The organism is Streptococcus mitis SK1080 (assembly GCF_000220085.1).
Taxonomy (GTDB): domain Bacteria; phylum Bacillota; class Bacilli; order Lactobacillales; family Streptococcaceae; genus Streptococcus; species Streptococcus mitis_K.
On the sequence record NZ_AFQV01000018.1, the window covers coordinates 38,686 to 65,054 of the forward strand.

The window sequence follows — 26,369 nt, forward strand, 5'->3', positions numbered from 1 at the left end:
TTTTACATCTACTGAACAGCCTCAAATAAATCGTTTAATTGTTTTTCTGCTTCTTTTGCTGCTTTCATAGGGTCTGTTCCATTTGTAATGATATCTTGGAACATTTGTTCAATAATGTGTTGGTTAGTCAACATACCAGCTTGTACACTTGGTCCATTTTCATAACCAATAGCAGTACCTTTTTTAACAGCTTCAGTAATCACTTCTTCAGCATGTTTAAATTTCTTACGAGTTTCATTTTCTTTATAGGCTGCAGAATCGCTAATCCCCTTAATAGTTGGCAACATACCTACTGGAGTTGAATCAAGGAATTTAACGTAGTCTTCTTCATTATAAAGTGATTCTAAGAATGCTTTAGCAACTTCTGGGTGTTTTGAATTTTTCCAAACAACCATTGGAATGTTTGAGGTTTCAATTCCTTGGTCCTTATCAGATTCTTTGATTTTTGGAATAGGATAAGCATCAATCGAATCAATCAATTGAGGACTGTTGGCATTAATTCCTCCAATATGGAAGCCAGAGTTAAAGTCAAATGCTGTTTTTCCTTGATAGAACAAGGTAGCTTGTTGAAGGACATTAAAGTTCAAAGAATCTTGAGGTGAGATTTCTTTATACATTTTAACCCAGTATTTAATACCATCTTGAGCAAGTTGGCTTGTCAAATCTGCTTTAAGATCTTTTGTTAAGAGGCTTCCTCCACCACTACGTACGTAGAAGTTCAAGAAGCGTGTTGCCATTAAGTCATTTGTTCCGAACGGAACAGATAATCCATAAACTCCAGCTTCTTTCAATTTTTTAGAAGCTTCATAGAGTTGATCCCAAGTTTTAGGAACCTCAATATTATGTTCTTTTAACAAATCAGTTCTAACCCACATAACTTGTGCATGTGAATAAAGAGGAACAGAGTAGTAATCATCTCCGATTTTTGCTTCATTTAAGGCAGTTTCGTTAAATTTATCCTGTCCAATACGCTTGATAGAATCATTTAGCGGAACCAAAGCATCTGAGTTGACCATTTCCATTACTTGGTTAGGAAGAGCTGTACTGATATCTGGCACATTCCCATTTGCTAAACCTGTAGTCCATTTAGTATAGAAGTCATTCCAAGAGAATGTTTCAATCTTAATTTTCGTTTTCGGATGCTTTTGCATGAAGGCATCTGCTGATTTTTGAATACTTTCTAAACGTGGTCCTTGAGTAAAGGAGTGCCACATTGTAATCTCACCAGATAATTCTGTCGGTGGTTCAGTACTAGTTGTAGCTTCTTTTTTTCCTGAACAAGCTACCAAGGCAACGGCTGCTAGCGCAACTCCAGCTAGACATAAAAACTTTCTCATTTTTTTCATCGTTCTTCCCTTTCTACATTAAGAAATCGCAACTTTAAAGACAACTTTTTTCACAGGTTCATCATTTATACGAACCTTGGGTTGATGTAAATCTTCTGGAAAAGTGATGAGACATTCGCCAGCTCTCAAATGAACCAACTGTTCCACTTTCCCTGTGTATAATTCAATATCCTTCTCTTCATCATACTCTTGGGTAACGCTTACATTTTCCGGCGACGTAACAGCCATGGCTTCTTCGTTTTCCAAAACTAAATGAATATCCAAATATTTTTGGTGTGTTTCAAAGAAAGCCCCTGCTTGACCATCTGCTAGATAAGTAAAGCAATTCCCAAACAATCGATTACCATCGATAGCAATCGGACCTTCTGTTAAATTTTCTAGTCCTGTTTTTTCTAGAAAATCTATCAATGTTGCAAAATGTGGATTTACTCCCACATAAGTTCCTAAACGGCTAATTTTTGTAATAATCATACCCTATCCTCCTTTCTACAGATTTTTATTTGTATACAGCAGCACCACACTCCCTATTTTAAAAATATATAGTTTACGATATGTTAATTCTCAATTCTATCAAGAATCTATTTCTGTTTCTTACATACGATAAACTCCAAGAAAATTATTTATTACATTTCTTATAACGTATCTTGTCTATGTTTCATTTTCCTTGTTTTATGAACCCATTATATACCTTTTTAAAAGCGCTTTCAATATTTGTTGTAAGATAGAATATACTTTTATAAATATTTTATATAACACATTATTAAGAAACTACTTTCTATGCCAAATATATTAATACTTTTTTATACTTAGGTGATATAATCATAAAACAACCATTATAAAATGGCTTAAAATTTTTTATTGTCTAAAACCACTTTAAATATAAATCTAATTTTATCAATTATTAAAAACCAATCTAGAACCCTCACTATCTTCTTAGGCTCTAGACTGGTTTATTTAAAATTCAGATATATCCCTCTTTGTTATAGTTCATTCAGAACATATATGGCATTTTCTAGTCACATTAGTAATGTAAAAAGAGATTGAACAAAAACTCAATTTCATACTCAATGAAAATCAAAGAGCAAACTAGGAAGCTAGCCGCATACTGTACTTGAGTGCGGCAAGGCGAAGCTGACGTAGTTTGAAGAGATTTTCGAAGAGTATGAATTTCAAAGTATATATGAACTAGAATATTTGCTGACTAGACTCTATACAAAAAGAGAGCTACTAGGCTCTCTCATTCATCACTTCACATACTTAAAAGGAATCTCACTCCCACAGAGCCAGTTATAAACCTGGTCATTGACAAATACATTCATGGCTTCGTGAGCATACTCAGGCATGATACGATAGGTTTTATCGCAGGTCAGACGATTATAAATCGCAAACTGGGTAATAGGGTAGCAAACATCATCGTCCAAGCCCGTAATCATCTTAACCTCACCTTGGATACGATGGGCAAGATTTTTCACATCGATATAGGCAAGGGTCGCCATGATTTCTTCCTCAGTTTCATGGAAGGGATCTTGAAATTTGAAATAACGGAACAGTTCGTCGTAGGCCTCGCTAGTATTGCCAATTTCAAGCACTCGTCTGAAGTCTGACAAGAAAGGATAGATGGCAACAGTTTTCTCAATTCTAGGATTGAGCGCTGCTGCAACCAGAGCTAAGGCTCCTCCTTGTGAGGCACCATAGCTAGAAAGACGCTTCTCATCCACCTGAGGCAGACTAGCAATAATTTCAACCAACTGGTAAATATCCAGATAAACATCCTTATAAAAGAGGTGCTCCCGACCCTCCACAGCACCACGGATGATATGCCCTTTAACTGTATTTCCTAGAGGAGAACGCAAACCGTCTTGCGAATAACCTGACTGACCTCGAACGTCCATGGAAACAACACCGTAACCAGCCACGGTGAAGGCTAGCATGTCGGACCAGTCCCAACCACGTCCCATATAACCATGGAAATGGAAAATCATTGGAACTTTATCCTCACTTTTTGGAAGGACGACACGTGCATAGACATTACCTTCATTGCTTCCTTCAAAGGTTAATTCATAGCACTTGACTTGAGGAATGTGGAAATCTCTCTCCTCCAAGTGGTAGGCTGGAAGTGTGGAAACATTTTTCACTTCCTCATCCCAGAAAGCATCAAAGTCCTCTGGAACCTCATCCCTTCCTAGATAAGTCTTCATTTCTTCTAACAAAGCTGGATTTTTCATAATATACTCCTTATATTTTGTAATCGCTACCACCACTGTAGCATATCTAGGGAAGCAATGCAAGAAAGAAGGGTAAATAGAAAGTGAATTTAGATTTTTTTCTTCAAACCTACTGACTGAAAGTCTAATAAATTGAATCTAGATATAGTACCAATTAACTTCTAAAGTATTTTTAGAAATTAATGTAAATGCCCCAGTTGATTTGTCTACAGCTTATCTCGATATACTATAGTTTCAATGGAGATTGAATAGAGAATCACACACCAGAAAGCGAGGTAACATCATGAAAGCAATAGGTACGCAAATATTACAGACAAACCGTTTAATCTTGAGAAGATTTGTGGACAGTGATGCGGAAGACATGTTTCAAAATTGGGCTTCGTCTGCTGAGAATCTGACCTATGTTACTTGGAATCCCCATCCTGATGTTGAGGTCACTCGAAACTCGATTCGTAATTGGGTTGCTTCCTATGCCAATCCCAACTATTACAAATGGGCCATTTACCTCAAAGGAAACCCAGAGCAAGTGATAGGAGATATCAGCATCGTTGAGATGAATGAGGATGATTCCAGTTGTGAAATTGGCTATGTTTTAGGAAAAAACTATTGGAGTCGTAGTCTTATGACAGAGGTCTTAAAAGCTATCTTAGACTTCTGTTTTACTCAAGCAGGTTTTCAAAAAGTCAAAGCACGATATACCAGTCTCAACCCAGCTTCAGGTCATGTTATGGATAAGACTGGAATGTCCTATCTAAAGACTGTTGCAAATGGGGTAGAGAGAAAAGGCTATATTGCGAACCTTATTTATTATCAGATAAGCGGAGAAGACAGATAATCTTAAAATTTATTGCTTATCCGCTGTTCTTATTTTTTATTTACTATTTCATTTATCCTCTTTTTTCCGAATAAATAGATAGAACCATAGAATCTAGCAAAATTAGATTTTAAAATATGGTATAATAGAAGGAGGGAATGGATGATTCTCAGACATCCGGGCATCAGCCCAACTAATGACTTGGTTGCTAAGAAGATTTTTAGCAACCCAGAAATCACTTGTCAATTTATTCGCGATATGCTGGACTTACCAGCTAAAAATGTAACTATTTTAGAGGGAAGCAATATTCACGTCTTGCCTTCCCTGCCGTACTCGGCGCAGGATTTCTATACCAGTATAGACGTCTTAGCGGAGTTGGATAATGGAACTCAGGTAATTATTGAGATTCAAGTGCATCATCAGAATTTTTTCATCAATCGCTTGTGGGCTTATCTATGTAGTCAGGTCAATCAAAACCTAGAAAAAATTCGTCAACGAGAAGGTGATACACATCAAAGTTACAAACACATCGCACCTGTTTATGCTATTGCGATTGTAGATAGTAACTACTTCCATGATGATTTAGCCTTTCACAGTTTTAGTATGCGAGAGGACACGACAGGTGAGGTCTTAACCATCACAAATAACGGTCAAGAAAACCATCTAGTCAAGATGGCGTTCTTGGAATTAAAAAAATACAGAGAAACCAGCAAGGATAGTGTTCGCAAGCCGTGGTTGGAGTTTTTCGGTAATAAACCCTTTACCCAGCAACCCGAGCGAGCCATCAGCCAAGCAGACCAACTGCTAGACTACAAGAGCTGGTCCGAGGAGGACAGGAAAATGTTTAGTCAACTACGTATGCGCGAAGAACAAGCCTTGTTAGCACAGGACTATGCCTTGGAAACTGCTAGGGCAGAAGGTATTGAACAGGGGTTGGAACGTGGTCGTGCAGAAGGTATTGAACAAGGGTTAGAACGTGGACTTGAACGAGGAAAAGTTGAAGGGAAACTTTTTGCCTTTCTGGATATGGTCTGTCAAGGCCTTCTGACTTCCGAGATAGCAAGTCAGCAATTAGGTATATCAATTGCTGAATTTGAGACGCTATTGAAAGACCATCACAAATAACGGTCAAGAAAACCATCTAGTCAAGATGGCGTTCTTGGAATTAAAAAAATACAGAGAAACCAGCAAAGATAGGATTCGCAAGCCGTGGTTGGAGTTTTTCGGTAATAAACCCTTTACCCAGGAACCCGAGCGAGCCATTAGCCAGGCAGACCAGCTGCTGGACTACAAGAGCTGGTCCGAGGAGGACAGGAAAATGTTTAGTCAACTACGTATGCGCGAAGAACAAGCCTTGTTAGCACAGGAATATGCCTTGGAACGAGCCGAAGAAAAAGGCCTAGAGCGTGGGAAAGTTGAAGGAAGAGTCTTTGCTTTCCTAGATATGGTTCGTCAAGGTCTTCTGACTTCGGAGGTTGCGAGTGAACAATTAGGAATGACCGTCGCTGAGTTTGAGGCATTGTTGTAAGACCAGCACTAATGGTCAAGAAATCATTTAGTCAAGATGGCATTTTTGTAGTTAAAAAAATATAGAGAAACCATCAAAGACGAGGTTCGTAAACCGTGGTTGGAGTTTTTGTAAATAATTAAATCAATGACAGATTTTTCCGTAATAGATGGAAGAATCTGTTTTTTTAGTTATGCTAGATGTGGACTCTGAAATAGTAAGATATAGTGTATTGAAATAAGATATGAACAAAGAAATTAGGAAAGTCAAATTATAGTTAAATGAAATAAAAACTGAACAAATTGATTACGGAATTCAAACTAATTTCTAACAATATTTTAGAAAACTCGGTGGACTATTTCGGATTCAATCTACTATAATTTCTAGAAATCTTTTAGAATCCACAGTGTGCTATTTTAGATTCAATAAATTGTGCTTTTAGAAACAAAAAAAGAGCATTTCCGCCCTTTTTCTCCTGTTCAATCTTATTTTGTTGCTTCTTTCTTTTGGAAAGTGGTTTGGTAATTTACTTTAATCGTTACTGTCATGTGAGAGTCCTCGTTTCTTTTTGATGACTCTAGTATAAAAGCCAAACCTGAAAGCTAGCTTAAGATTTCCTTAGAGAAAGCTTAATCTAGATGTTCTTTCTTTTCCAAATGAAGGGCAATCATGCGCCACTCTGGATCCTCTTGCCAACCTTCGATAGAACTAATGTAGCTAGCAACCTTTCTGGCTTCTTCTAAAATAGGAAAATCCTCGATAATATCAGCCACTTGGAACTCTGGAAGACCTGACTGTCTGGTTCCAAAAATTTCACCTGAACCCCGCATTTTCAAATCTTCCTCCGCAAGGACAAATCCATTGGTGGTTTCTGTCATGATTCGCATGCGGTCTTTCCCAGAATCCGTCTTGGGATTGGCAACGAGAACTGCATAAGACTGCTTATCTCCCCGACCCACACGACCTCTAAGCTGGTGAAGCTGGCTGAGACCGAACCGATCGGCATCCATGATGATCATGACGGTCGCATTTGGAACATTAACCCCAACCTCGATAACCGTTGTCGAAACTAGAATATCCGTTTTTCGCTCTTTGAACTCCTGCATAATCTGGTCTTTTTCATCACTCTTCATCTTACCATGTAAAAGAGCCACCTCTGCCTTGCCTGCAAAATGAGCTGTCAGCTCCTCTGATAAGGCAATGGCATTTTTCAAATCTAGAGCTTCAGATTCTTCAATCAAGGGAGAGATGACATAGGCTTGAGAACCTTTTTGGATTTCCCCCTCTAACCAAGTCAAGACCTGAGGCAGTTGCTCATGTTTAATCCAACGTGTCACAATAGGCTTCCGTCCTGCTGGCATCTGGTCAATAATGGAAACATCCATATCGCCAAAGGCTGTGATGGCCAAGGTTCGTGGGATGGGAGTCGCTGTCATCATGAGGACATCTGGATTGTCGCCTTTTTCCCGTAGGATTCTTCTTTGCCCCACACCAAAACGGTGCTGCTCATCGATGATAATCAAGCCCAGACGAGCATAATCCACCCCATCCTGAATCAGAGCGTGGGTTCCAATAATCAAATCAGCCTCACCCTTGGCAATGGTCTCCAAGACTTCTCTCTTTTCTGCAGCTTTCAAGGAACCTGTCAAGAGAGCCAGTTTCAAGTCTGGAAAGAGGTTCTGTAAACTCTCAAAATGTTGCTCTGCAAGGATTTCTGTTGGCACCATGAGAGCAGCCTGATAGCCAGCTGTCACCGCCGCAAACATGGCCAAGCCAGCGACTACCGTTTTTCCGCTCCCCACATCCCCTTGCAAAAGACGATTCATGTGGTGGTCGGACTTCATGTCGGTCAAAATTTCCTGCAAACTCTTTTCCTGAGCTTGGGTCAGGGCAAAAGGCAGCCTTTCTTTGACTTCTGTCACTTTTTCCTGAGACCAATCCAGAACCAAACCGCTTCCCTGAACTCTATTTTCAGACTTAAGCGTCTGCAATTGCATTTGGAAATAAAAGAGTTCCTCAAATTTGATACGGCGAAGGGCTTGCTTGTATTCTGCCAAATCCTTGGGGAAATGCATAGCACGAACTGCCTGACAACGGGACATGAGTTTGTATTTATCGAGCAAAGACTGGGGAAGATTTTCCTCTATCAAGAGGTCCAGTCCCTGATCAAAGGCCATCTTGATGACCTTGACCAGACTGGCCTGACTGATTCCCTGAGCCAAGCGATAAACAGGCTGGAGGTCATCTTCCACCTGAGCCAGGACCTTCATCCCAGTCAAACTAGCCTTGGCACGGTCCCATTTTCCAAAGACGGCAAGAGTTGCTCCCAACTCTATCTTATCAGCTAGGTAGGGTTGGTTAAAGAAGTTCACCGCAAAAACGACTTCTCCCTGCTTGAGGCTAAAGCGGAGGCGATTACGCTTGAAACCATAGTACTGGACACTAGCAGGAGTCACGACTTGACCAGAAAGAACCGCCTTTTCACCGTCTTCCAGTTCCAGCACTTGCTTGGTCTTGAAGTCTTCATATCGGAAAGGAAAGTAGAGCAAAAGGTCTTGCAAGTTTTCAATTCCTAGTTTGGCGTATTTTTCTGCTGACTTTGGTCCCACACCAGGTAAGACATGCAAGGGTTGATGTAGATTCATGCTCCACTCCTTTCTTTTCTAATAATATTCTCTCGGAATGCGGTCGCTGAGGAGACAAACCACCTCGTAGTTAATAGTCCCACGGTAGGTCGCTACCTGAGTAGCTGTAATTTCCTTGTCCCCGTTAGAACCAATTAAGGTTACCTTTGTTCCTAAGGGATAAAGCTTAGGCAGACGAATGGTGATTTGGTCCATCGAAACCCTGCCGACAATTGGACAAGCTTGACCATCTACCAAGACAGAGAAATTCTGCATGTCTCGTGTCCAACCATCCGCATAGCCGATTGGCACGGTCGCGATGACTTGCTCGCTATCCGCCTGATAGGTCGCTCCATAGCCCATGCAAGCTCCAGCTGGAACTGTCTTGACGTGAACCAGAGCAGATTCCAAGGTCAAGGCTGGTCTCAAGTCATAGGGTAAGTCCAAAACCTCTCCACTTGGATTGAGACCATACATAGCATCTCCCATACGAACCGCGTTAAAAATGGTATCTGCATGCCAAATAGTTGTTGCCGAATTGCTGGCATGTATCAGCTCTGGAAGACCTTTCATACTAGCTAAAATAGTTTTAAACCGTTCTAACTGGGCATTAAAATAGTCATCTGATTCCTCATCAGCAGTAGCAAAGTGGGTAAAGATTCCTTCAACACGAGCACCGTGTTGTCTGAGCAAATTTTGAGCCTGCTCAGCCTCACTAGCCTCTCTAAAACCAATCCTTCCCATTCCTGAGTCAATCTTGAGATGGACTGTTAAACCTGCTAGGTCTTCCTCACTAGATAAGAGTGCTTGAATCCACTCCAACCCAGCCACAGTCAAGGTGATGTCGTATTCTTTAGCTAGAGCAACAGCTTCGATTTCAGAAACTCCTAAAATGAGGATTCGGTTACTGAGTCCAGCCTGTCTGAGTTCAATGGCTTCATCGATATTGGAAACGCAAAAACCATCAACATCATCTTGAATAGCCGTCGCAACAGCAACAGCTCCATGCCCATAGGCATTAGCCTTGACTACTGCAAATTTAAGCGTTCCTTGAGGGATATGAGCCCCCATTTGCTGAATATTTTGTCGAATAGCTCCCAGATGAATCAGAGCCTTGGTTGGTCTATGTGGACTAGCTTTCATGATTTTCCTCCAAAATGACACTGGCTGTCACAAACTGATCTGTATGGCTGATAGACAGCCAAATCTTTCCTGAAAATGGTGCCTGACTAAAATAAGGCGCCCCGCGTTCATTATTCAAGACTTCCAAATCCTGAAAACCGAGCTTGCCAATACCCGTTCCCAGAGCCTTAGAAAAAGCCTCCTTAGCCGACCAGCGACCAGCCAAATATTCGATTCGCCTGCGCCCTTTAAGACTGTTAAACCGTTCCATTTCCTTAGCGGTCAGCACGCGCTTGGCAAAACCTTCATGTCGTGTAACTGCGCTTTCTATCGAAGCCAATTCTTCGATGTCAATTCCGTGTCCAACTATCATTCTCATCAAAAGGAGTTGAGATTCCCCAACTCCATCCTTTTCACTTATTTTGTCAAGGTAGCATAGATTTCTTCTACCAAAGCCTCTGTATTTTCCCAACCTAGGCAAGGGTCAGTAATAGAGCAACCAAAGACCTCTGGTTGATTTTGACGACCATCTGCTAGATAGGATTCAATCATAAAGCCTCGAACCGTCTTTTTGATTTTCTCGTTCCAATCACGATTTTGCAAGGTCTGGCGGACAATTCGAATCTGTTCCATATATTGCTTTCCTGAGTTATCATGGTTGGTATCAATGAGGATAAAGGGATTTTCAAGTCCCATGGCTTCATAGCGCTCAATAGCATTTAGCAGGGTTTCATAGTAAAAGTTAGGCTCATTTTTCCCATATTCATTAACTGCACCACGAAGGATGACGTGAGCCAAGGGATTTCCTGAAGTCTCAACTTCTTGCCCATGGAAAAGGAAGGTCTGTTTATTTTGAGCGGCATAGATGCCATTAAACATAACACCAAGATTTCCAGAGGTTGGATTTTTCATTCCGACTGGCGCATCAATCCCTGAGGCCACAAAACGGTGCTCTTGGTCTTCTACAGAACGAGCTCCTACAGCATGGTAGCTGACCAAATCATCTACCAAGACCAGATTTGACGGATAAAGCATCTCATCTGCCGTTGTCAAACCAGTCTCTGTAATCACGCGGTAGTGCAACTGCCGCACAGCCTGCAAGCCATTAATCAGGCTTGGAGCCTTAGAAGTATCTGGCTGATGAACCAAACCTTTATAGCCGTCTCCGTTGGTACGCGGTTTAGCAGTATAAACACGCATAACCATGAAAATCTTGTCCGCCACCTTCTTTTGCAAGGCGGACAAACGGCGGGCATATTCCAAGACAGCCTCTTCATTATCAGAAGAGCAAGGACCAATCACCAAAAGGATCCGGTCATCTTCTCCTGAAATAATGTCTGCCAATTCTCTATCGCGACGCTCCTTTAGTCGCAAGGCTTCGGCAGACAATTGGGTTTCTGCCTTGATTGCTTCAATATCGATTTCTTGACCTTTTTCAATAAATGCCATCTTATTCTCCTAGCGTTTGGTAGATTTCTCTGACGAGGGCTTCCGTATTTTCCCAGCCAAGGCAAGGGTCTGTGATAGACTTGCCAAATACTTCTGGCTCATTTTGTCGACCATCTTCCAGATAAGACTCAATCATAAAACCACGAACGAACTGCTTGATTTTTTCATTCCAAGCACGATTAATCAAGGTCTGGCGGACAATTCGGATTTGTTCCATATACTGCTTACCAGAATTGTCATGATTGGTATCAATGATGATAAAAGGATTTTCCAAGCCCATTTTCTCATACTGGGCAATGGTGTCAATTAAATTGTCATAATAGTAGTTGGGAATATTTTTTCCATACTCATTAAGAGCACCACGAAGAATGGCATGCGAAAGCGGGTTCCCAGTTGTTTCCACTTCTTTTCCTAGGAAAAGGAAACTTTGCTTGTTTTGAGCAGCATAAATCCCATTAAACATAACATTGAGATTTCCAGATGTCGGATTTTTAAAACCAGTCGCGAAATCTGCTCCACTTGCCACAAAGCGGTGTTGCTGGTCTTCAACTGAACGGGCACCAACTGCCATGTAAGAAATCAAATCATCCACAAGCGGAAGATTTTCAGGATAAAGCATTTCATCAGCTGTTGTCATACCAGTTTCCGTGATAACACGATAATGAAGATGACGAACGGCTTTGATTCCATTGATGAGGCTTGGCGCCTCTGTCGCGTTAGGCTGGTGAATCAAGCCCTTATAGCCATCTCCGTTGGTACGAGGTTTGGCAGTATAAACACGCATAACCATAAAGATACGGTCTGCCACTTCTTCTTGTAGGACTGCCAAACGCTTAGCGTATTCAAGGACAGCTTCTTCATTATCAGATGAGCATGGCCCGATTACCAAAAGAATTCGCTGGTCTTCTCCACGTATAATGGCTTCTAGCTCTTGATCACGCTGTGATTTTCTCTCCAAAGCTTGGCCTTCTAATTTTGATAAGGCACGAACTTCTTCAATATTAATTTTAGGACTTTTTGCTGTAAATACCATAACTCATCTCCTTATAAAGCAAACGGATACCAAGTAAAAATTTACTTTTCACAAGGTATCCGCATCTAAACTATCTCATTTTATTGTCTTTTTCCGTGACAGTTTTTAAACTTCTTACCAGAACCACATGGGCAAAGTTCATTGCGTCCAATCTGGCTCAAATCCAAATCTTCTGGCATACTTGCTTGGTGGGCAGCAATATTACGAGTCGCTGTTGTACTGATATGGCGTTCTGCCTGTGGTCTTTCTTGTTCATGAATTTGTGCTTTCATCATCAAACGTGTCACATCAAACTCAATCGAACCAATCATGTCATTAAACATACGGAAACCTTCTGCCTGATACTCAACAACAGGGTTGTTCTGAGCATAGCCACGAAGTCCAACCGCGTTACGCAATTGATCGAGGGCATCGATATGATCTGTCCACTTGTTATCCACCACTCGTAGAATCAAAACTTTTTGGAATTCTTTAACTGCTTCTTCATCACGTAGTTTTGAAACCTGACTATCGTAAACTTGCAAGGCACGTTGGAAGAGTTCTTCCTTAATAGCCTTATCAGACAAGCCTGACAAGTCTTCCATCGTAATAGAATCTTCTGGAAGCAAGTTGTACTTAGCAAAGTTCAAAATTGCCTCTAGTTTTTCATCTTGTTTGGCACGCGCATGACCATCAACGACACGTTCAATCGTGCGTTTAATCATAGACTGAATTTCAGGTGCCAAGTCACGGTCTGCAGTGATGACATCATAACGTTGAGCATAGATAATCTCACGTTGTTCACGCATAACATCATCGTATTGAAGGACTTGTTTACGGGTATCGTAGTTATTTCCTTCGACACGTTTTTGCGCTGCCTCAACCTGACGCGTCAACATACGAGACTCAATGGCCTCTTCAGACATATTCAAGCGTTCAAAGATGCCTTTCAAGCGTTCAGAACCAAAACGTTTCATCAAATCATCTTCAAGAGAGAGGTAGAATTGTGACTCACCTGGGTCTCCTTGACGACCTGAACGTCCACGAAGCTGGTTATCGATACGACGGCTTTCATGGCGTTCTGTACCAATAACACAAAGTCCTCCAAGTTCGCGAACTCCTTCACCAAGCTTGATGTCGGTACCACGACCGGCCATGTTGGTTGCGATAGTAACAGCACCACGTTGACCAGCATTCATGATGATTTGAGCTTCTTTATAGTGGTTCTTAGCATTCAAAACTTCGTGAGGAACACCAGCTGCGACCAATTTCTTAGAAATATAGTCACTGGTTTCAACCGCTACTGTACCAACCAAGACAGGCTGACCTTTTTGGTAGCGAGCCTTAACATCTTCGACAACCGCCTTAAACTTAGCCTCAATACTTGCATAAAGAAGGTCTGAGTGGTCAATACGTTGAACAGGACGGTTTGTTGGAATTGGAATAACACGAATGTTGTAGATTTCACGGAATTCTTCTTCCTCAGTCTTACCTGTACCCGTCATACCAGACAATTTCTTGTACATACGGAAAAGGTTTTGGTAAGTGATTGAGGCAGATGTCTTGGTTTCATCCTGGATTGGCACACCTTCTTTGGCTTCAATGGCTTGGTGCAAGCCATCAGAATAACGACGACCTTCCATGGTACGACCTGTAAATTGGTCGACAATCAAAATTTCTTGTTCTTCGCTCACCACATAGTCAATATCGAGAAGCATGATATAGTTGGCACGAAGGGCGTTATCGATAAAGTGAGTCAGAGCTACGTTTTCGATGTCATAGAGGTTTTCAAGTTTGAAGTAGCTTTCAGCCTTGTCGATCCCTGAATCAGACAAACCAATAGTTTTAGACTGCACATCGATGATGTAGTCGTCTTTGTCCAAAGATTTTACATAGTGGTCTGCCATGTGGTAGAGCTGACTGGTTTCAACTGCGTTAGCACCTGATACGATCAAAGGTGTACGAGCCTCGTCAATCAAGATAGAGTCAACCTCATCAACCAAAGCATAGTTAAGCGGACGTTGTACCATGTTTTCAGCACGAACGACCATGTTATCACGAAGGTAGTCAAATCCGATTTCTGAGTTGGTTGAGTAAGTAATATCACACTCATAGGCTTCTTTTTTCTCCATTGGAGATTTGGCAGCCAAGTTAATCCCTACTGACAAACCAAGCCAAGAGTACAATTCACCCATCTCAGTCGCGTCACGCTCGGACAGGTATTCGTTAACCGTAACTACGTGGACCCCTTTACCTGAGAGGGCATTGAGGTATACCGGCATGGTCGCAGTCAAGGTTTTCCCTTCCCCTGTACGCATCTCTGGCACGTCACCATGGTGAAGAACGATTCCACCCATGACCTGAACCTTATATGGGAAGAGACCTAGGACACGTTTAGCACCTTCACGGACAACCGCAAATGCTTCATAAAGCAATGAATCCAGTGATTCTCCATTTTGATAACGTTCTTTAAATTCAACTGTTTTTGCTTTTAGTTGGTCATCTGTCAAAGCAGCCATTTGGTCTTCGTATTTGAAAACCTTGTCAGCCATCTTTTCCAGACGACGGATTTCTCCTTTATCATTTTCGATAATTGTTTTTAAAATATTAGCCATGTTTTTCCTTACTTTAAATTCCGAATATTTTAGAATGTTCTTTTAATTTTAGCACAATTACTGATTATTTTCAAGGAAGAATCCCCATTTTGAAAAGGAAAAAGAGGCTAGTTTCCAAGCTAACCTCTCTGACTTTTATGATGCTTTAATTGCCAACAAAAATCGGCAAAATCGCAAATAGGATAAATAGATTTATCCAAAGAGAAAGACAGCAGATGAGTCCAAAAACAAAGAGACTGACTTTCTTGGACAGCAAGGCCATCAAAATCGACAGAATTCCAAAAACTAGTAAAACTTTCTGCATGATTAAGAGATTGATAGATATTCCCAGAACTGGTTTATCCCAAGGAACAAAGAAGAAAGCAATCCAGATCAGCAGAACTAAACCAATATAGACCTTAGAATAGCGTGAAATAAATGATTTTAGATGTGCCATAAGCTACCTCCTAAAAATAAAAACCGATGTAAATCAATGTCTCCCTGCTTTAGACTTCCCCAGTTCTCGTCTCAAGCGAAGCATTTTTTTGAAACAGAAATAAGTTAACCTATTCAGACCAATAGCTAGCAGAATAAAAAGAAACCAAATGCCCCATAACTTGATATCTGTCAAATTTCTCAAGACGATATTGAAAAACAGAACTGAAATAACTGTCCAAGCAAGGCTAAAAAGAGCATAGAGGGGGATGTAAACCCAGTAAAAATAGTAGAGGATCGGGAAAATCTTACTATCCCTGTCAGCTTTGTCTATCCAATTGAAAAAGTAAAAACAGGGAAATAAGATTATAAATTTAAACAAATGTTTCATCGACACCTCTTTTTTGATAGCGTTTTCTATTATTTTATTATATCAAAAAAATCTGGAAATGTCATTCCAGATTCTACTTTTTTATTTGCGTTTTCTTGCGATGAGATGGATTGGTGTTCCTTCAAAGACAAAGGCCTTGCGGATTTGATTTTCCAAGAAACGCAGGTAAGAAAAGTGCATGAGTTCTTCTTCATTGACAAAGATAACAAAGGTCGGTGGTTTGGTTGCCACTTGGGTCGCGTAGAAAATCTTTAGGCGTTTTCCTTTGTCTGTCGGTGTTGGGTTGATGGCAATAGCATCCATAATGACATCGTTCAAGACAGCTGATGGAATACGTGTGTTTTGACTTTCGCTGATTTGCTTAATCATCTCAGGAAGTTTGTGGAGGCGTTGCTTGGTCAAAGCTGATACAAAGATAATCGGTGCGTAAGGTAGATATTGGAACTGCTCACGGATATCTTCTTCCCAGTTTTTCATAGTGTAGTTGTCTTTTTCAAGCGTATCCCACTTGTTGACCACGATAATCATCCCTTTACCAGCTTCATGGGCAAATCCTGCGATACGCTTATCGTATTCACGAATGCCTTCTTCCGCATTGATGACCATTAAGACCACATCTGAACGGTCAATAGCTCGCATGGCGCGCATGACAGAGTATTTCTCGGTATTTTCATAAACCTTACCAGACTTACGCATACCAGCCGTATCAATCATGGTAAACTCTTGCCCATCTGTATCTGTAAAGTGGGTATCAATGGCGTCACGAGTTGTTCCAGCAACTGGACTGGCAATAACACGGTCTTCTCCCAAGATGGCATTGATCAAGCTTGATTTTCCAACGTTGGGACGACCAATCAAGCTAAACTTAATCACATCTGGGTTTTCTTCTTCATATTCATTTGGAAGATTTTCTACGATGGCATCTAGCACATCCCCTGTACCGATACCATGGACAGATGAGATAGGCAATGGTTCACCCAAACCAAGAGCATAGAAATCATAGATATCATTTCGCATCTCAGGGTTGTCCACCTTGTTCACTGCGAGGATAACTGGTTTGTGGGTTTTATAAAGTTTACGGGCTACGTATTCGTCTGCATCGGTAATTCCTTCCTTACCAGACACCACAAAGACGATAACATCGGCTTCTTCCATGGCAATTTCTGCCTGGTGCTTGATTTGTTCCATAAAAGGAGCATCGACATCATCGATTCCTCCTGTATCAATCATGCTAAAAGAACGATTGAGCCACTCACCCGTTGCATAGATACGGTCACGTGTCACTCCTTCGACATCTTCTACAATGGAGATTCGCTCACCAGCGATCCGATTAAATAGGGTTGATTTCCCAACATTGGGACGTCCTACAATGGCAATAGTTGGTAGGGCCATAATTTCTCACTTTCTACAATAACTTCTTCTGTTCAAGATTTTTTCTAGTTGAGTTTGGTTCTGCTTGACCAAACTGTTCTGCTAGACGCTGACTCCAGCTTGTGGTCGCACGCGCCCCAGCATAGTCCGCCTGTACACGGTCATAAGCCTCAATCACATCAACTGTTTGTTCCTGATATTCTTCCTCAAATACCACTTGAGTCAATGGCAAGCGAGGTTTGACTTCATGTTCTTCATTTGGCACACCTAGTGCCATCCCAAAGACAGGATAGGTGTAGTCAGGCAGGTTAAAGAGCTCTGCCACTTCTTCTGACTTGTATCGAACCAAACCGATAATCACTCCACCATAGCCCAAGCTTTCAGCTGCCAGCAGGGCATTTTGACCAGCAAGAGCCGCATCGACTGAACTAATCAAGAGACCTTCTACACCTTGAGGTTGGAAGGTATCCGTATGGAGTCGTGCTCCCTTTTCTGCACGGTTCAAATCTCCGACAAAGAGAAGGAAAACAGCTGACTGGCGAATGGCTTCTTGAGGCACCAATTCATACAAGGCATCTTTCTTCTCTTGACTTCGTACCACAATCACAGAGTAGGATTGGAAATTCTTCCAAGACGAGGCCATTTGAGCTACTGTCAGGATTTCAGTCAAGTCTTCCTGAGGAAGAGCTTGCTCTTTAAATCTTCGAACAGACTTATGAGCTTTCATCAGTTTAATCGTTTCTGTCATCGACGGTTTACTCCTTCTAAACGAGTCTCCTCAGCCAAATAACGGATGCGTTCCATGACGCGTCTTGCTTCCCAGGTTTCGTCATTTCCATGTTTCCCTTTAGCGAAATGCTGCTCCAATTCTTCAAAGTCGAAGTTGGATGTGAAAAAGGTCGGTAAATCTTCCTGCATCCGATATTGGAGAATGACTTGTAGGATTTCATCCCGCACCCAAGCTGTTGATTGCTCGGCACCAATATCATCTAAAATCAGGACTTCAGAAAGCTTAATCTCATCCACCAAGGTCTTGACATTACCATCACCGATAGCATTTTTGACATCTATGACAAAGCTAGGATAGTGGAGGAGAGTTGATGAAACACCACGTTTTTCTGATAAATCATGGGCTAAGGCAGCCACCATGAAACTTTTACCCACACCAAAGTCTCCATATAGGTAAAGACCTTTTCGAATAGCTGGATATTGCTCCACGAAGGCTAATAGCTTTTCAAAAACTGGCAAGCGACCCAAATCATCCAAGTCAACTTGAGCCAAACTAGCTTGCTTGAGACTGGCTGGCAGATTGATTAACTTGAGGCGGTTCTTAATAGCCGCTTCTTTTTCCGCTGCGATTAGTTCAGGAGTTTCTTCATAAGAAACGTCCGCATAACCATGATTCATAACCAAAATCGGCTTGTAGCCTTTGGCAATATAATCCGTATCCCCACGGAGAAACTTGTCACGCTCGGTGATGTACTGATTAAACTTGGAGATACTGCGATTCAATTCCTCTGGAGTAAGGGATTCTTGCTGGATAAAGGCCGCAACATCAGGGTCCTTCATGATTTTCTGGACCAAATCTTGATAATGAAAACGGCTGGGTTGACGTTTGAGTACGTCTCCGACACTTTCCATCTAATCTCCTCCTTTTTCTAATCGAGCTAATAGTTCTTGTTTCTTACGTTCTAGTTCCAGACGAGTTTCCTCGCTGGTTTCATTCTTATAATCTGGATTGCTCCACTTGGGTACATTGGACTTGGTAGGACTCGGTTTACTAGCCTTTTGAGCCTGGCTCTTTTGCCCACGCTCACGGATGCGTAAGACCGCCTCTTCTGCCGAATGTATCTTTTGATAGGCATAGTCATTGGCTACTTTCATGGCATATTTCTCATTGATATTTGCCGAATCCACCTTATTAAAGGTCAATAAGAGAATGATATTGATGACTTCGTCCAGCAAGCCCAAGCCAGCCATCTGTTGCAAGAGTTCTCTTTCTGTTTGGGTAATGGTTCCCTTGCGTGTTTGCTTGATTTCTGCCAAGAACTGCAGAGCAGTTTTGCTTTTTGCTTCCTTGATAATGGTTGCTTCCTTAGGACTAAAATCAGAAGAAACAGGTTTTTGAGCAATTTTTTCCCGCATGCGTTTGGTTGAAATAACCTGGGAAACAGCTGTTGACTTGGCCAATTGATAGGTCTCAAACCAAGTCCACTTCTTTTCCTCAGCAATGGCAAAGAGGTTTAAGACATCGGACTGCTCATCCGCAAAACGAAGCCCATCTCGAGCCATAAGCTGACGAAAATGGTCCAAGTCAAAATCGTTGACCACTTTCTTCTTGAGACCAAGGTCTTCTTGACTTCCCAGTTCTGCCAAGTCTGGAAAGACTTGATTGAGTGAGACAGGTATTTCTTCTCCCTCAGCACTCTCAACTTTTAAATCCTCCACAGCTGCATCGCCAATCTTTTTCTCCAAAAGTCTACGATATACAGGATGCACCAAGAAGTCCTGACTCGAAAGAGGAGCATGGATGGCTAGCTGATAGGTATCACCCTTTTGATAGAGGGTCAAGAGATTGAAAGCAGATAGGATTTTCAAAGATTTTAAAAGTCTATCCATCCCAAAGTTGAGATGATTGAGGATACTTGAAAAAAGATATTCCTTTCTGCCATTATCCCAAAAACTGATTGTATAAAGATAAAGGCTCAGTGCCTCCTGACCGATAATCGGGAGGTAGCACTGTACCAGAGATGAGGTATCTTGCGACACCCGATTATTCTTTAGATAAGAAAAACGGTCAATTGGCTTCATTTATCTTTCCTTTTTCTTTTTAGAGGACTGGGTGATTTGTTGGAGCAAGCTCTCTAACTCACTAACATCCTTAAAACTACGATAGACACTGGCAAAACGCACATAAGTAATCTCATCCAACTCAGCCAACTCCTCCATGACGAGTGAACCAATGTCCTCACTTTGAATTTCATTTTCATTTCGACCACGGAGTTTCTGTTCGATACGATTGACTACCATGTTGATTTCATCACTTGACACAGGACGTTTCTGGGCTGAGCGGATAATCCCATTAAAGATTTTATCTCTGGAGAATTGTTCCCGTGTGCCATCTTTTTTAACAACCACCAAGGTTCTTTCTTCTACTCGTTCGTAGGTTGTAAAACGGTGTTGGCATTCGTCGCACTCACGTCTTCTACGAATGGTGTTCCCTTCTTCTGCTTGGCGACTATCGATAACACTTGACTTGGTAGCCCCACATTTTGGACAACGCATCTTTTCCCTCCTTATCGTTTTCTTTTCATTATACCATTTTTTAAACAATTCCCAAAACAATTCTTCTTTTTGCTTGACAAGTTTTTTGTTTTGTTGTATTATTTAATTAAGACAAATAGATAAAAAGAAAGGAGACCAAGATGTCTTGGATATTTGACAACAAAAAACCCATCTATTTACAGATTATGGAGAAAATCAAGCTTCAGATTGTTTCCCATACACTGGAACCCAATCAACAACTTCCAACCGTGAGAGAGCTAGCGAGCGAGGCCGGTGTCAATCCCAACACCATCCAAAGAGCCTTGTCAGACCTCGAACGAGAAGGATTTGTCTACAGCAGGCGAACAACTGGACGATTTGTGACTGAGGATAAGGAGCTAATCGCCCAATCACGCAAACAATTATCGGAAGAAGAATTGGAACACTTCGTTTCCTCCATGACCCATTTTGGCTATGAAAAAGAAGAACTACCAGGCGTAGTCGGCGATTATATTAAAGGAGTTTAAGCCTATGTCATTACTAGCATTTGAAAATGTATCCAAATCATATGGAGCAACACCAGCCCTTGAAAATGTTTCCCTTGAGATCCCAGCTGGAAAAATCGTTGGTCTTCTCGGTCCAAACGGCTCAGGGAAAACAACATTGATTAAACTAATCAATGGCCTCTTACAACCAGATCAAGGACGTGTCCTGATCAACGACATGGATCCAAGCCCAGCAACCAAGGCCATCGTAGCTTATTTGCCGGATACGACCTATCTCAATGAACAAATGAAGGTCAAAGAAGCCCTAACCTACTTCAAGACCTTCTATAAAGATTTCAATCTTGAACGCGCCCATCATCTACTTGCAGATCTTGGCATTGATGAAAATAGTCGTCTCAAGAAACTATCAAAAGGAAACAAGGAAAAGGTACAACTGATTTTGGTTATGAGCCGTGATGCTCGTCTCTACGTTCTAGACGAACCCATTGGTGGGGTGGATCCAGCAGCCCGTGAGTATATCCTCAATACCATTATCAACAACTACTCCCCAACTTCTACCGTTTTGATTTCTACCCACTTGATTTCTGATATCGAGCCAATCTTGGATGAAATTGTCTTCCTCAAAGACGGAAAAGTCGTCCGTCAAGGAAATGTAGATGATATTCGCTATGAGTCAGGTGAATCCATTGACCAACTCTTCCGTCAGGAATTTAAAGCCTAAGCAAAGGAGATTATTTATGTTTTGGAATTTAGTTCGCTACGAATTTAAAAATGTTAACAAGTGGTATTTAACCCTCTACGCAGCCGTGCTAGTCCTTTCCGTCCTTATTGGGATACAAGCACAGACCTATAACAATCTGCCTGTCAAAGAAAGCCAACCTGTTCTACTCTTTTTTCTAGCTACTGTCTTTGGTGGCTTGATGCTTACACTTGGGATTTCAACTCTTTTCTTGATTATTAAACGCTTCAAAGGTAGTGTCTATGACCGACAAGGCTATCTGACTTTGACCTTGCCAGTTTCTGAACATCATATCATCACAGCCAAACTAATCGGTGCCTTTATCTGGTCTGTGATTAGCACTGCTGTCTTACTCCTATGTATCTATATTATGTTATTGTCAACAAATTCTAATGAAGTTCAACTTTCTACTCTTCTGTCATTTGTTGGAGAACATTTTACCGGCTTTGGTCTTACTGTCTTATCCTTCCTGCTTAGTACAATTTCAGGTATCCTCTGCATCTACTTGGCCATTTCCATTGGACAACTGTTCAATGAATACCGTACAGCACTCGCTGTTGCAGCCTACATTGGTATCCAAATCGTCGTTGGCTTTATTGAAGTCTTCTTCAATACCAGTGCTAACTTCTATGTCAATTCACTTGCAGGATTTAATGATAATTTCTATATGGGAGCAAGTACATCCATTATCGAGGAACTCATATTCATAGCTATTTTTTACCTCGGAACCTACTATATTTTGAGAAACAAGGTTAATTTGCAATAGTTTTAAAGTCTAGCGACAATAACTCGCTAGACTTTTTTCGTTCTCAGAACTTACATTTTTATATGATGTATTTAATAAAAAAGAGTATAATAACTTTAAAACTGATTACATGTATATCGATAGGGAGGTCAACTCTTTATGCTGAGAAGATTTGTTACTAAGAAACACCTCGTACTTTACTTCTTTTCTATTGCCATTACTTGGCTGGAAGCAATTATCACGCCAGCCCTTGTTCAGAATATTGTTGCTAGTTTTAGCAATCAAGAACTAGGCCTTCTTTGGAAAGTTTTGATTTTAGGAATCCTTGGTAATCTCATCCTCTTACTAGGTTTGGCTGGGAAGCGCTATTACTACGCCCGTTTGATTACTGACTTCAAATATGGAATCAAGAGTGCTATTTTCAAGCGATTTTTAAACAGTTATGAGATTGATGAAAAGGATATTTTGTCTGACCTAGAAAACGACGTCAAGCAACTAGAAGAAAGCTATATCGAACCAACGGTTATCATCATTTCTTCTCTTGGTTTCACCACTGTGTCCATTCTCTATGCCTTGTGGACCAATTTTTACCTAGGCTTGATTTTCATCCTCTTCTACTCCTTTCCTGTACTCTGCAGTGCTATCGGATCAAAGCGTTTGGATTCACTTTCTGAAAAGCGGTCCACTGTTAACCAGAGCTACTTAGCAAGCTTGACAAATTTTATTGGTGGTAGCCAACAAATTCGCCATTATCAGGGGCAAGACTACTTTTTTGCTCGCTATCAAAAGCAATTACAAACCAGTCTAGATACCGAAATTAACTATGAAAAACAACGCACTTTAAACAGTCTCTTGATCAATAGCATCGATGCCTTTTGTTCTGTCACACCAATCGTCATCGGTGGATTTATGACCTACTATAATTATTTAGATGCGGCGAGTTTTGTGGTCATCTATCTAGTTTCCCATAATATCGGCTATCAATTCCAAGAGTTGGCTTACTTTACCAACACCCGAAAAGCGAATCGAACTCTTCTCAATAAATACCAAAAACTTTTGAATCAGTCTGACTTCATCTCGCCTAGAAGCATAGAAAACATTTTCCCTATCCAGCTTAACAGCATCTCCTTAGAAAAAGATGGGAATATTCTCTTATCTCCGATTTCCATACACATCAAGCAAGGAGAAAAAATCGCCATTATCGGGGAAAGTGGCTCTGGTAAAACAACCCTACTCAATATCATTCATGGAGAAGAGACACCGACAAGTGGACAGATTAGCTTTGCTGGTCAGAACCTGTCACGTCAAGAAATCACAAGTATTAGTTCCTATATTCTCCAAGATAGCCATTACTTTGACACGCTCTCTCTGGAAGATAATATCCTTCTAGGACTGGATAAAAAGGAGGAACGTTTAACTTACATCCTCAAAAAAACAGGGTTAGTTCATTTGGAAAATCGAACGCTCAGCAATGATAGTCTATCTGGTGGCGAGAAACAACGCCTCGAAATCGCCCGCGCTCTCTACCACGATAGCCAACTCATCTTAGCAGATGAGATTAAGGCCAATCTTGACTCGGAAAATAGCAGAAAAATCAGCGACTTGCTCTTCTCCCTACCTCAAACAGTCATTGAAGTCATTCACCACTACACAGAAGAAGGCTTAAAACACTATGACCAAGTCATTCACTTAAGCAGAGAAAAGTAATAGTCTATAACATACGATTTTAAAAAGCAAGGAACCCAAATTCCTTGCTTTTTAACTCAATATCAAACTGGCTACAATAGGGCTGACAAAGACATAGAGAATACCGGTAACACCGATAGCCAAACCACCCATGGCTCCTGCTACAGAGCCGTATCGGAAGGCTGTTCCCGTTCCAACTGCGTGGCCTGTTCCTCCAAGGGAAAGACCAACAGCTACTGGATCGTCAATTTTCAACCACTTCAAAAGTGTTGGGCCGATAACACTGGTTAAAATCCCAGTAGCCACTACAACGACCAAGGTCACAGTGGTCAGACCTTGCAATTTTTCTGTAATCCCAACTGCCATGGCGGTTGTTACTGACTTGGGAAAAAGAGAAATGGCTAGGAAAAAGTCCATGCCAAATATTTTCGCCACAAGGGCTGTGAAAGAGGTATTGACAACTACTGCTAACAGACTACCAAAGAGAATACTTCGTGCATGGTGCTTCATCAAGTGAAAACTCTTATAAAGCGGAATCCCTAGAGCCACGGTCGATGGGACAATCAAGTTGTTCAGATAAACTCCACCTTGGTAGTAATCTTGGTAAGAAATCCCCGTCACCTTTAGAATGATAATAATGAAAACAGCTGACAAAAGCAGGGGCGTTGTCAATGGATGGGGAAAACGTCTGTAAATCAGCATTCCCACTAGATAAGCTAGGATGGACAGAGCAAGCCCAAACAGGGGATTGGAAACAAATTCACTCATTTGGCATCTCCTTTCTCATAATCTCCCTCAAACCGTCTCTTGATGAACTGAACTACCAAGGCTATGAGGATAATATTGATGACTGCTGCAAAAAAGACAATCAAAACAATTGGCAAAAGATAGGGAGCAATCACATCAAACTTCTCCATGATTCCCACTGCTGGTGGCAAAAAGAGAATGGTCATATTGGCCAGCAAGAAATTCCCCACCATGTTGACATGCCTGGTTCTCAGCCACTTGAATTGTAGGGCGAGAAAGAGAATGATCAAGCCGATAATACTGCCTGGGATGGGCAAATGAAAGAAACTGGAAATCCCCTCTCCGATTAGAGAAATCACAAAGAGAATCATTAATTGAACATATAATTTCATCCTAAACTCCACGAAATAGACTTCTTGCATACCAGTTTACTCTTTTTTCAGAAAATTTCAAGGAAATGTGCAAGAATCATTAAAAATTAAAGAGGAAAGGGACACAAACAATTCTTGACTTGTGAAAATTGTATGATTTAGGATAAAATATTTCATCGTCCTTCTTGCCAGCTCTTTTGAAAAGTAGTATAATTATTGCATGCGCAATCATCTTGTGATGCAGAGACTGTCCGTGAATGGACTTTCTTCTATTTACAACTCTAAAAAGAAAGGAGATACTATGACCTATTTGGAAAAATGGTTTGACTTCAATCGGCGTCAGAAAGAAATTGAAAGTCTCTTGGAAGAGACCATTGCCCAGCAGAGCGAGCAAAGTCTGACCTTGAAAGAGTTTTACCTGCTCTACTATCTGGACTTGGCCCAAGAAAAATCTCTACGCCAGATTGACCTGCCAGATAAGCTTCATCTGAGCCCGAGCGCTGTTTCTCGGATGGTCGCTCGCTTGGAAGCTAAAAATTGCGGTCTACTCAGTCGCATGTGTTGCCATCAAGATAGACGCTCTAGTTTTATCTGCCTGACAAGTGATGGGCAAAAGACACTGGCCTCGCTACAAAAGGCTGTCGAAGCAAGCTTGGAAACTGGTTTGGATTTCTTGATTTAAGATGATTTTTTGAAAAAAGTTGCGTGCGCAATCATTTTTCTTGACATTCTCTTTTACAAGGAGTAAAATAAAGTCATCATTAAACAAAGGAGTTTTAAACATGATTGAAATCACCTATTTAGATGCCAGCAAGAACGAAAGAACTGTAACCTTCGATTCTTATGAAGACTTTGATCGTTCGCAACAAGCTTGCCTTATCGGCGTCGCAGACTACTACCCTGTCCAAAAATTAACCTATAACGGTCATGATTTGGACTACCATGGGACTTACGGAGATATCTTCTTCTATCTCAAGAAACAAGATTTAAGCCAATATAACTAAAAAAGGAGAAATACAATGGCAAAAGCAATTACAGATGCAACATTCGAACAAGAAACAAAAGACGGTTTGGTCTTGGTAGACTTCTGGGCAACTTGGTGTGGTCCATGTCGTATGCAAGGTCCAATCTTGGACAAATTGTCTGAAGAACTTTCAGAAGATGTTTTGAAAATCGTTAAAATGGACGTTGATGAAAATCCAAACACAGCTCGTGCTTTTGGAATCATGTCTATCCCAACTCTTCTCTTCAAAAAAGACGGCCAAGTAGTCAAACAAGTTGCTGGTGTTCACACAGCAGAACAAATCAAGGCCATCGTTGCTGAATTGAGCTAATCATACTAGAGACCAAGTACTTTCTTTGGTCTCTTTTTTCTTGCCCTTTGCCATTTTTCAAAAAATATGCTAGACTGTAGATAGAAT

General features: G+C 41.1%; 27 protein-coding genes and 1 pseudogene. 10 read left to right on the forward strand and 18 right to left on the reverse strand.

Annotated elements, in window-relative coordinates; all coding sequences use genetic code 11:
- Window positions 1-8: 8 nt before the first annotated feature.
- The 3 genes from HMPREF9957_RS07020 to HMPREF9957_RS07030 all read right to left on the reverse strand — a co-directional run bounded on the left by HMPREF9957_RS07020 (window position 9) and on the right by HMPREF9957_RS07030 (window position 3,571).
- Window positions 9-1,346, reverse strand: coding sequence for an ABC transporter substrate-binding protein (locus tag HMPREF9957_RS07020; RefSeq protein WP_000738775.1), 1,338 nt, complete (start codon window positions 1,344-1,346; stop codon window positions 9-11).
- An 18-nt stretch (window positions 1,347-1,364) separates the two neighbouring features.
- The gene (locus HMPREF9957_RS07025; RefSeq protein ID WP_000587459.1) at window positions 1,365-1,817 is read right to left on the reverse strand and encodes a YhcH/YjgK/YiaL family protein; all 453 of its coding nucleotides are present in this window, start codon (window positions 1,815-1,817) and stop codon (window positions 1,365-1,367) included.
- A gap of 773 nt (window positions 1,818-2,590) precedes the next feature.
- Window positions 2,591-3,571: an acetylxylan esterase gene (locus tag HMPREF9957_RS07030; protein WP_000795142.1), complete on the reverse strand. Its 981-nt coding sequence runs from the start codon at window positions 3,569-3,571 to the stop codon at window positions 2,591-2,593.
- A 283-nt stretch (window positions 3,572-3,854) separates the two neighbouring features.
- On the opposite strand from HMPREF9957_RS07030, the gene HMPREF9957_RS07035 reads away from it, so the two are divergent.
- From HMPREF9957_RS07035 to HMPREF9957_RS13410, 3 genes and pseudogenes are all read left to right on the forward strand, one after another.
- On the forward strand, window positions 3,855-4,406 hold the full coding sequence (locus HMPREF9957_RS07035; RefSeq protein WP_025170699.1) for a GNAT family N-acetyltransferase: 552 nt from the start codon (window positions 3,855-3,857) through the stop codon (window positions 4,404-4,406).
- A 141-nt stretch (window positions 4,407-4,547) separates the two neighbouring features.
- Window positions 4,548-5,510, forward strand: a complete 963-nt coding sequence (locus HMPREF9957_RS07040) for an Rpn family recombination-promoting nuclease/putative transposase (RefSeq protein WP_000603339.1) — start codon at window positions 4,548-4,550, stop codon at window positions 5,508-5,510.
- Window positions 5,497-5,913, forward strand: a pseudogene (locus tag HMPREF9957_RS13410) (Rpn family recombination-promoting nuclease/putative transposase); the annotation flags it as partial. The gene HMPREF9957_RS07040 and the pseudogene HMPREF9957_RS13410, both read left to right, overlap by 14 nt.
- 608 nt (window positions 5,914-6,521) lie before the next feature.
- Here the strand turns inward: HMPREF9957_RS13410 and recG are convergent.
- From recG to nrdR, 13 genes are all read right to left on the reverse strand, one after another.
- Complete coding sequence (gene recG, locus HMPREF9957_RS07045; RefSeq protein WP_001048741.1) at window positions 6,522-8,537, reverse strand: ATP-dependent DNA helicase RecG; 2,016 nt, start codon at window positions 8,535-8,537, stop codon at window positions 6,522-6,524.
- A gap of 18 nt (window positions 8,538-8,555) precedes the next feature.
- Complete coding sequence (alr, locus tag HMPREF9957_RS07050; protein ID WP_000648069.1) at window positions 8,556-9,659, reverse strand: alanine racemase; 1,104 nt, start codon at window positions 9,657-9,659, stop codon at window positions 8,556-8,558.
- A complete protein-coding gene (acpS, locus tag HMPREF9957_RS07055; RefSeq protein ID WP_000635004.1) occupies window positions 9,649-10,011 on the reverse strand; it encodes a holo-ACP synthase in 363 nt (120 codons plus the stop codon). Before acpS ends, alr begins: the two co-directional genes overlap by 11 nt.
- A 44-nt stretch (window positions 10,012-10,055) precedes the next feature.
- A complete protein-coding gene (locus tag HMPREF9957_RS07060) occupies window positions 10,056-11,087 on the reverse strand; it encodes a 3-deoxy-7-phosphoheptulonate synthase (protein WP_000864041.1) in 1,032 nt (343 codons plus the stop codon).
- A 1-nt stretch (window position 11,088) separates the two neighbouring features.
- Window positions 11,089-12,120, reverse strand: coding sequence for a 3-deoxy-7-phosphoheptulonate synthase (locus tag HMPREF9957_RS07065; protein ID WP_000232192.1), 1,032 nt, complete (start codon window positions 12,118-12,120; stop codon window positions 11,089-11,091).
- An 80-nt stretch (window positions 12,121-12,200) separates the two neighbouring features.
- Window positions 12,201-14,714, reverse strand: coding sequence for a preprotein translocase subunit SecA (gene secA, locus HMPREF9957_RS07070; protein WP_001274075.1), 2,514 nt, complete (start codon window positions 14,712-14,714; stop codon window positions 12,201-12,203).
- Window positions 14,715-14,859: 145 nt separating this feature from the next.
- Window positions 14,860-15,150: a hypothetical protein gene (locus HMPREF9957_RS07075; RefSeq protein ID WP_000940693.1), complete on the reverse strand. Its 291-nt coding sequence runs from the start codon at window positions 15,148-15,150 to the stop codon at window positions 14,860-14,862.
- A 33-nt stretch (window positions 15,151-15,183) separates the two neighbouring features.
- Window positions 15,184-15,519 carry a hypothetical protein gene (locus tag HMPREF9957_RS13575; protein WP_000681321.1) on the reverse strand — a complete coding sequence of 112 codons (336 nt, stop codon included), beginning with the start codon at window positions 15,517-15,519 and terminating at the stop codon, window positions 15,184-15,186.
- Window positions 15,520-15,600: 81 nt separating this feature from the next.
- Complete coding sequence (der, locus tag HMPREF9957_RS07080; RefSeq protein WP_001207702.1) at window positions 15,601-16,911, reverse strand: ribosome biogenesis GTPase Der; 1,311 nt, start codon at window positions 16,909-16,911, stop codon at window positions 15,601-15,603.
- 13 nt (window positions 16,912-16,924) lie between these two features.
- Window positions 16,925-17,638, reverse strand: a complete 714-nt coding sequence (locus tag HMPREF9957_RS07085; RefSeq protein ID WP_000140816.1) for an NADPH-dependent oxidoreductase — start codon at window positions 17,636-17,638, stop codon at window positions 16,925-16,927.
- Complete coding sequence (gene dnaI / locus HMPREF9957_RS07090; protein WP_000446506.1) at window positions 17,635-18,531, reverse strand: primosomal protein DnaI; 897 nt, start codon at window positions 18,529-18,531, stop codon at window positions 17,635-17,637. The genes HMPREF9957_RS07085 and dnaI overlap by 4 nt, the downstream gene beginning before the upstream one ends.
- A complete protein-coding gene (locus HMPREF9957_RS07095) occupies window positions 18,532-19,701 on the reverse strand; it encodes a DnaD domain protein (protein WP_000802417.1) in 1,170 nt (389 codons plus the stop codon).
- Entirely contained in the window at window positions 19,702-20,175 is a 474-nt protein-coding gene (nrdR, locus tag HMPREF9957_RS07100; protein ID WP_001203672.1) for a transcriptional regulator NrdR, read from the reverse strand.
- A gap of 140 nt (window positions 20,176-20,315) precedes the next feature.
- Between nrdR and HMPREF9957_RS07105 the strand changes: the two genes are divergently transcribed.
- The 4 genes from HMPREF9957_RS07105 (at window position 20,316) to gggC (ending at window position 23,851) form a co-directional block, all read left to right on the forward strand.
- A complete protein-coding gene (locus HMPREF9957_RS07105; protein WP_000118413.1) occupies window positions 20,316-20,681 on the forward strand; it encodes a GntR family transcriptional regulator in 366 nt (121 codons plus the stop codon).
- Between the two features lie 4 nt (window positions 20,682-20,685).
- Window positions 20,686-21,381, forward strand: a complete 696-nt coding sequence (locus HMPREF9957_RS07110; RefSeq protein ID WP_000054205.1) for an ABC transporter ATP-binding protein — start codon at window positions 20,686-20,688, stop codon at window positions 21,379-21,381.
- A gap of 16 nt (window positions 21,382-21,397) precedes the next feature.
- The gene (locus HMPREF9957_RS07115) at window positions 21,398-22,165 is read left to right on the forward strand and encodes a hypothetical protein (RefSeq protein WP_000498786.1); all 768 of its coding nucleotides are present in this window, start codon (window positions 21,398-21,400) and stop codon (window positions 22,163-22,165) included.
- A 138-nt stretch (window positions 22,166-22,303) separates the two neighbouring features.
- The gene (gene gggC / locus HMPREF9957_RS07120) at window positions 22,304-23,851 is read left to right on the forward strand and encodes a streptosactin export ABC transporter GggC (RefSeq protein ID WP_000946121.1); all 1,548 of its coding nucleotides are present in this window, start codon (window positions 22,304-22,306) and stop codon (window positions 23,849-23,851) included.
- Window positions 23,852-23,902: 51 nt separating this feature from the next.
- On the opposite strand, the gene HMPREF9957_RS07125 is transcribed toward gggC, so the two are convergent.
- Both HMPREF9957_RS07125 and HMPREF9957_RS07130 read right to left on the reverse strand, forming a co-directional pair.
- Window positions 23,903-24,598 carry an LrgB family protein gene (locus tag HMPREF9957_RS07125; protein ID WP_001288954.1) on the reverse strand — a complete coding sequence of 232 codons (696 nt, stop codon included), beginning with the start codon at window positions 24,596-24,598 and terminating at the stop codon, window positions 23,903-23,905.
- Window positions 24,595-24,969 carry a CidA/LrgA family protein gene (locus HMPREF9957_RS07130; RefSeq protein WP_000781325.1) on the reverse strand — a complete coding sequence of 125 codons (375 nt, stop codon included), beginning with the start codon at window positions 24,967-24,969 and terminating at the stop codon, window positions 24,595-24,597. The genes HMPREF9957_RS07125 and HMPREF9957_RS07130 overlap by 4 nt, the downstream gene beginning before the upstream one ends.
- 280 nt (window positions 24,970-25,249) lie before the next feature.
- Between HMPREF9957_RS07130 and HMPREF9957_RS07135 the strand changes: the two genes are divergently transcribed.
- The 3 genes from HMPREF9957_RS07135 to trxA all read left to right on the forward strand — a co-directional run bounded on the left by HMPREF9957_RS07135 (window position 25,250) and on the right by trxA (window position 26,282).
- Complete coding sequence (locus HMPREF9957_RS07135) at window positions 25,250-25,630, forward strand: MarR family transcriptional regulator (RefSeq protein WP_000221630.1); 381 nt, start codon at window positions 25,250-25,252, stop codon at window positions 25,628-25,630.
- A gap of 100 nt (window positions 25,631-25,730) precedes the next feature.
- Window positions 25,731-25,952, forward strand: a complete 222-nt coding sequence (locus HMPREF9957_RS07140) for a DUF4649 family protein (RefSeq protein WP_000570249.1) — start codon at window positions 25,731-25,733, stop codon at window positions 25,950-25,952.
- A gap of 15 nt (window positions 25,953-25,967) precedes the next feature.
- Window positions 25,968-26,282, forward strand: a complete 315-nt coding sequence (gene trxA, locus HMPREF9957_RS07145; RefSeq protein ID WP_001029581.1) for a thioredoxin — start codon at window positions 25,968-25,970, stop codon at window positions 26,280-26,282.
- Window positions 26,283-26,369: the final 87 nt, after the last annotated feature.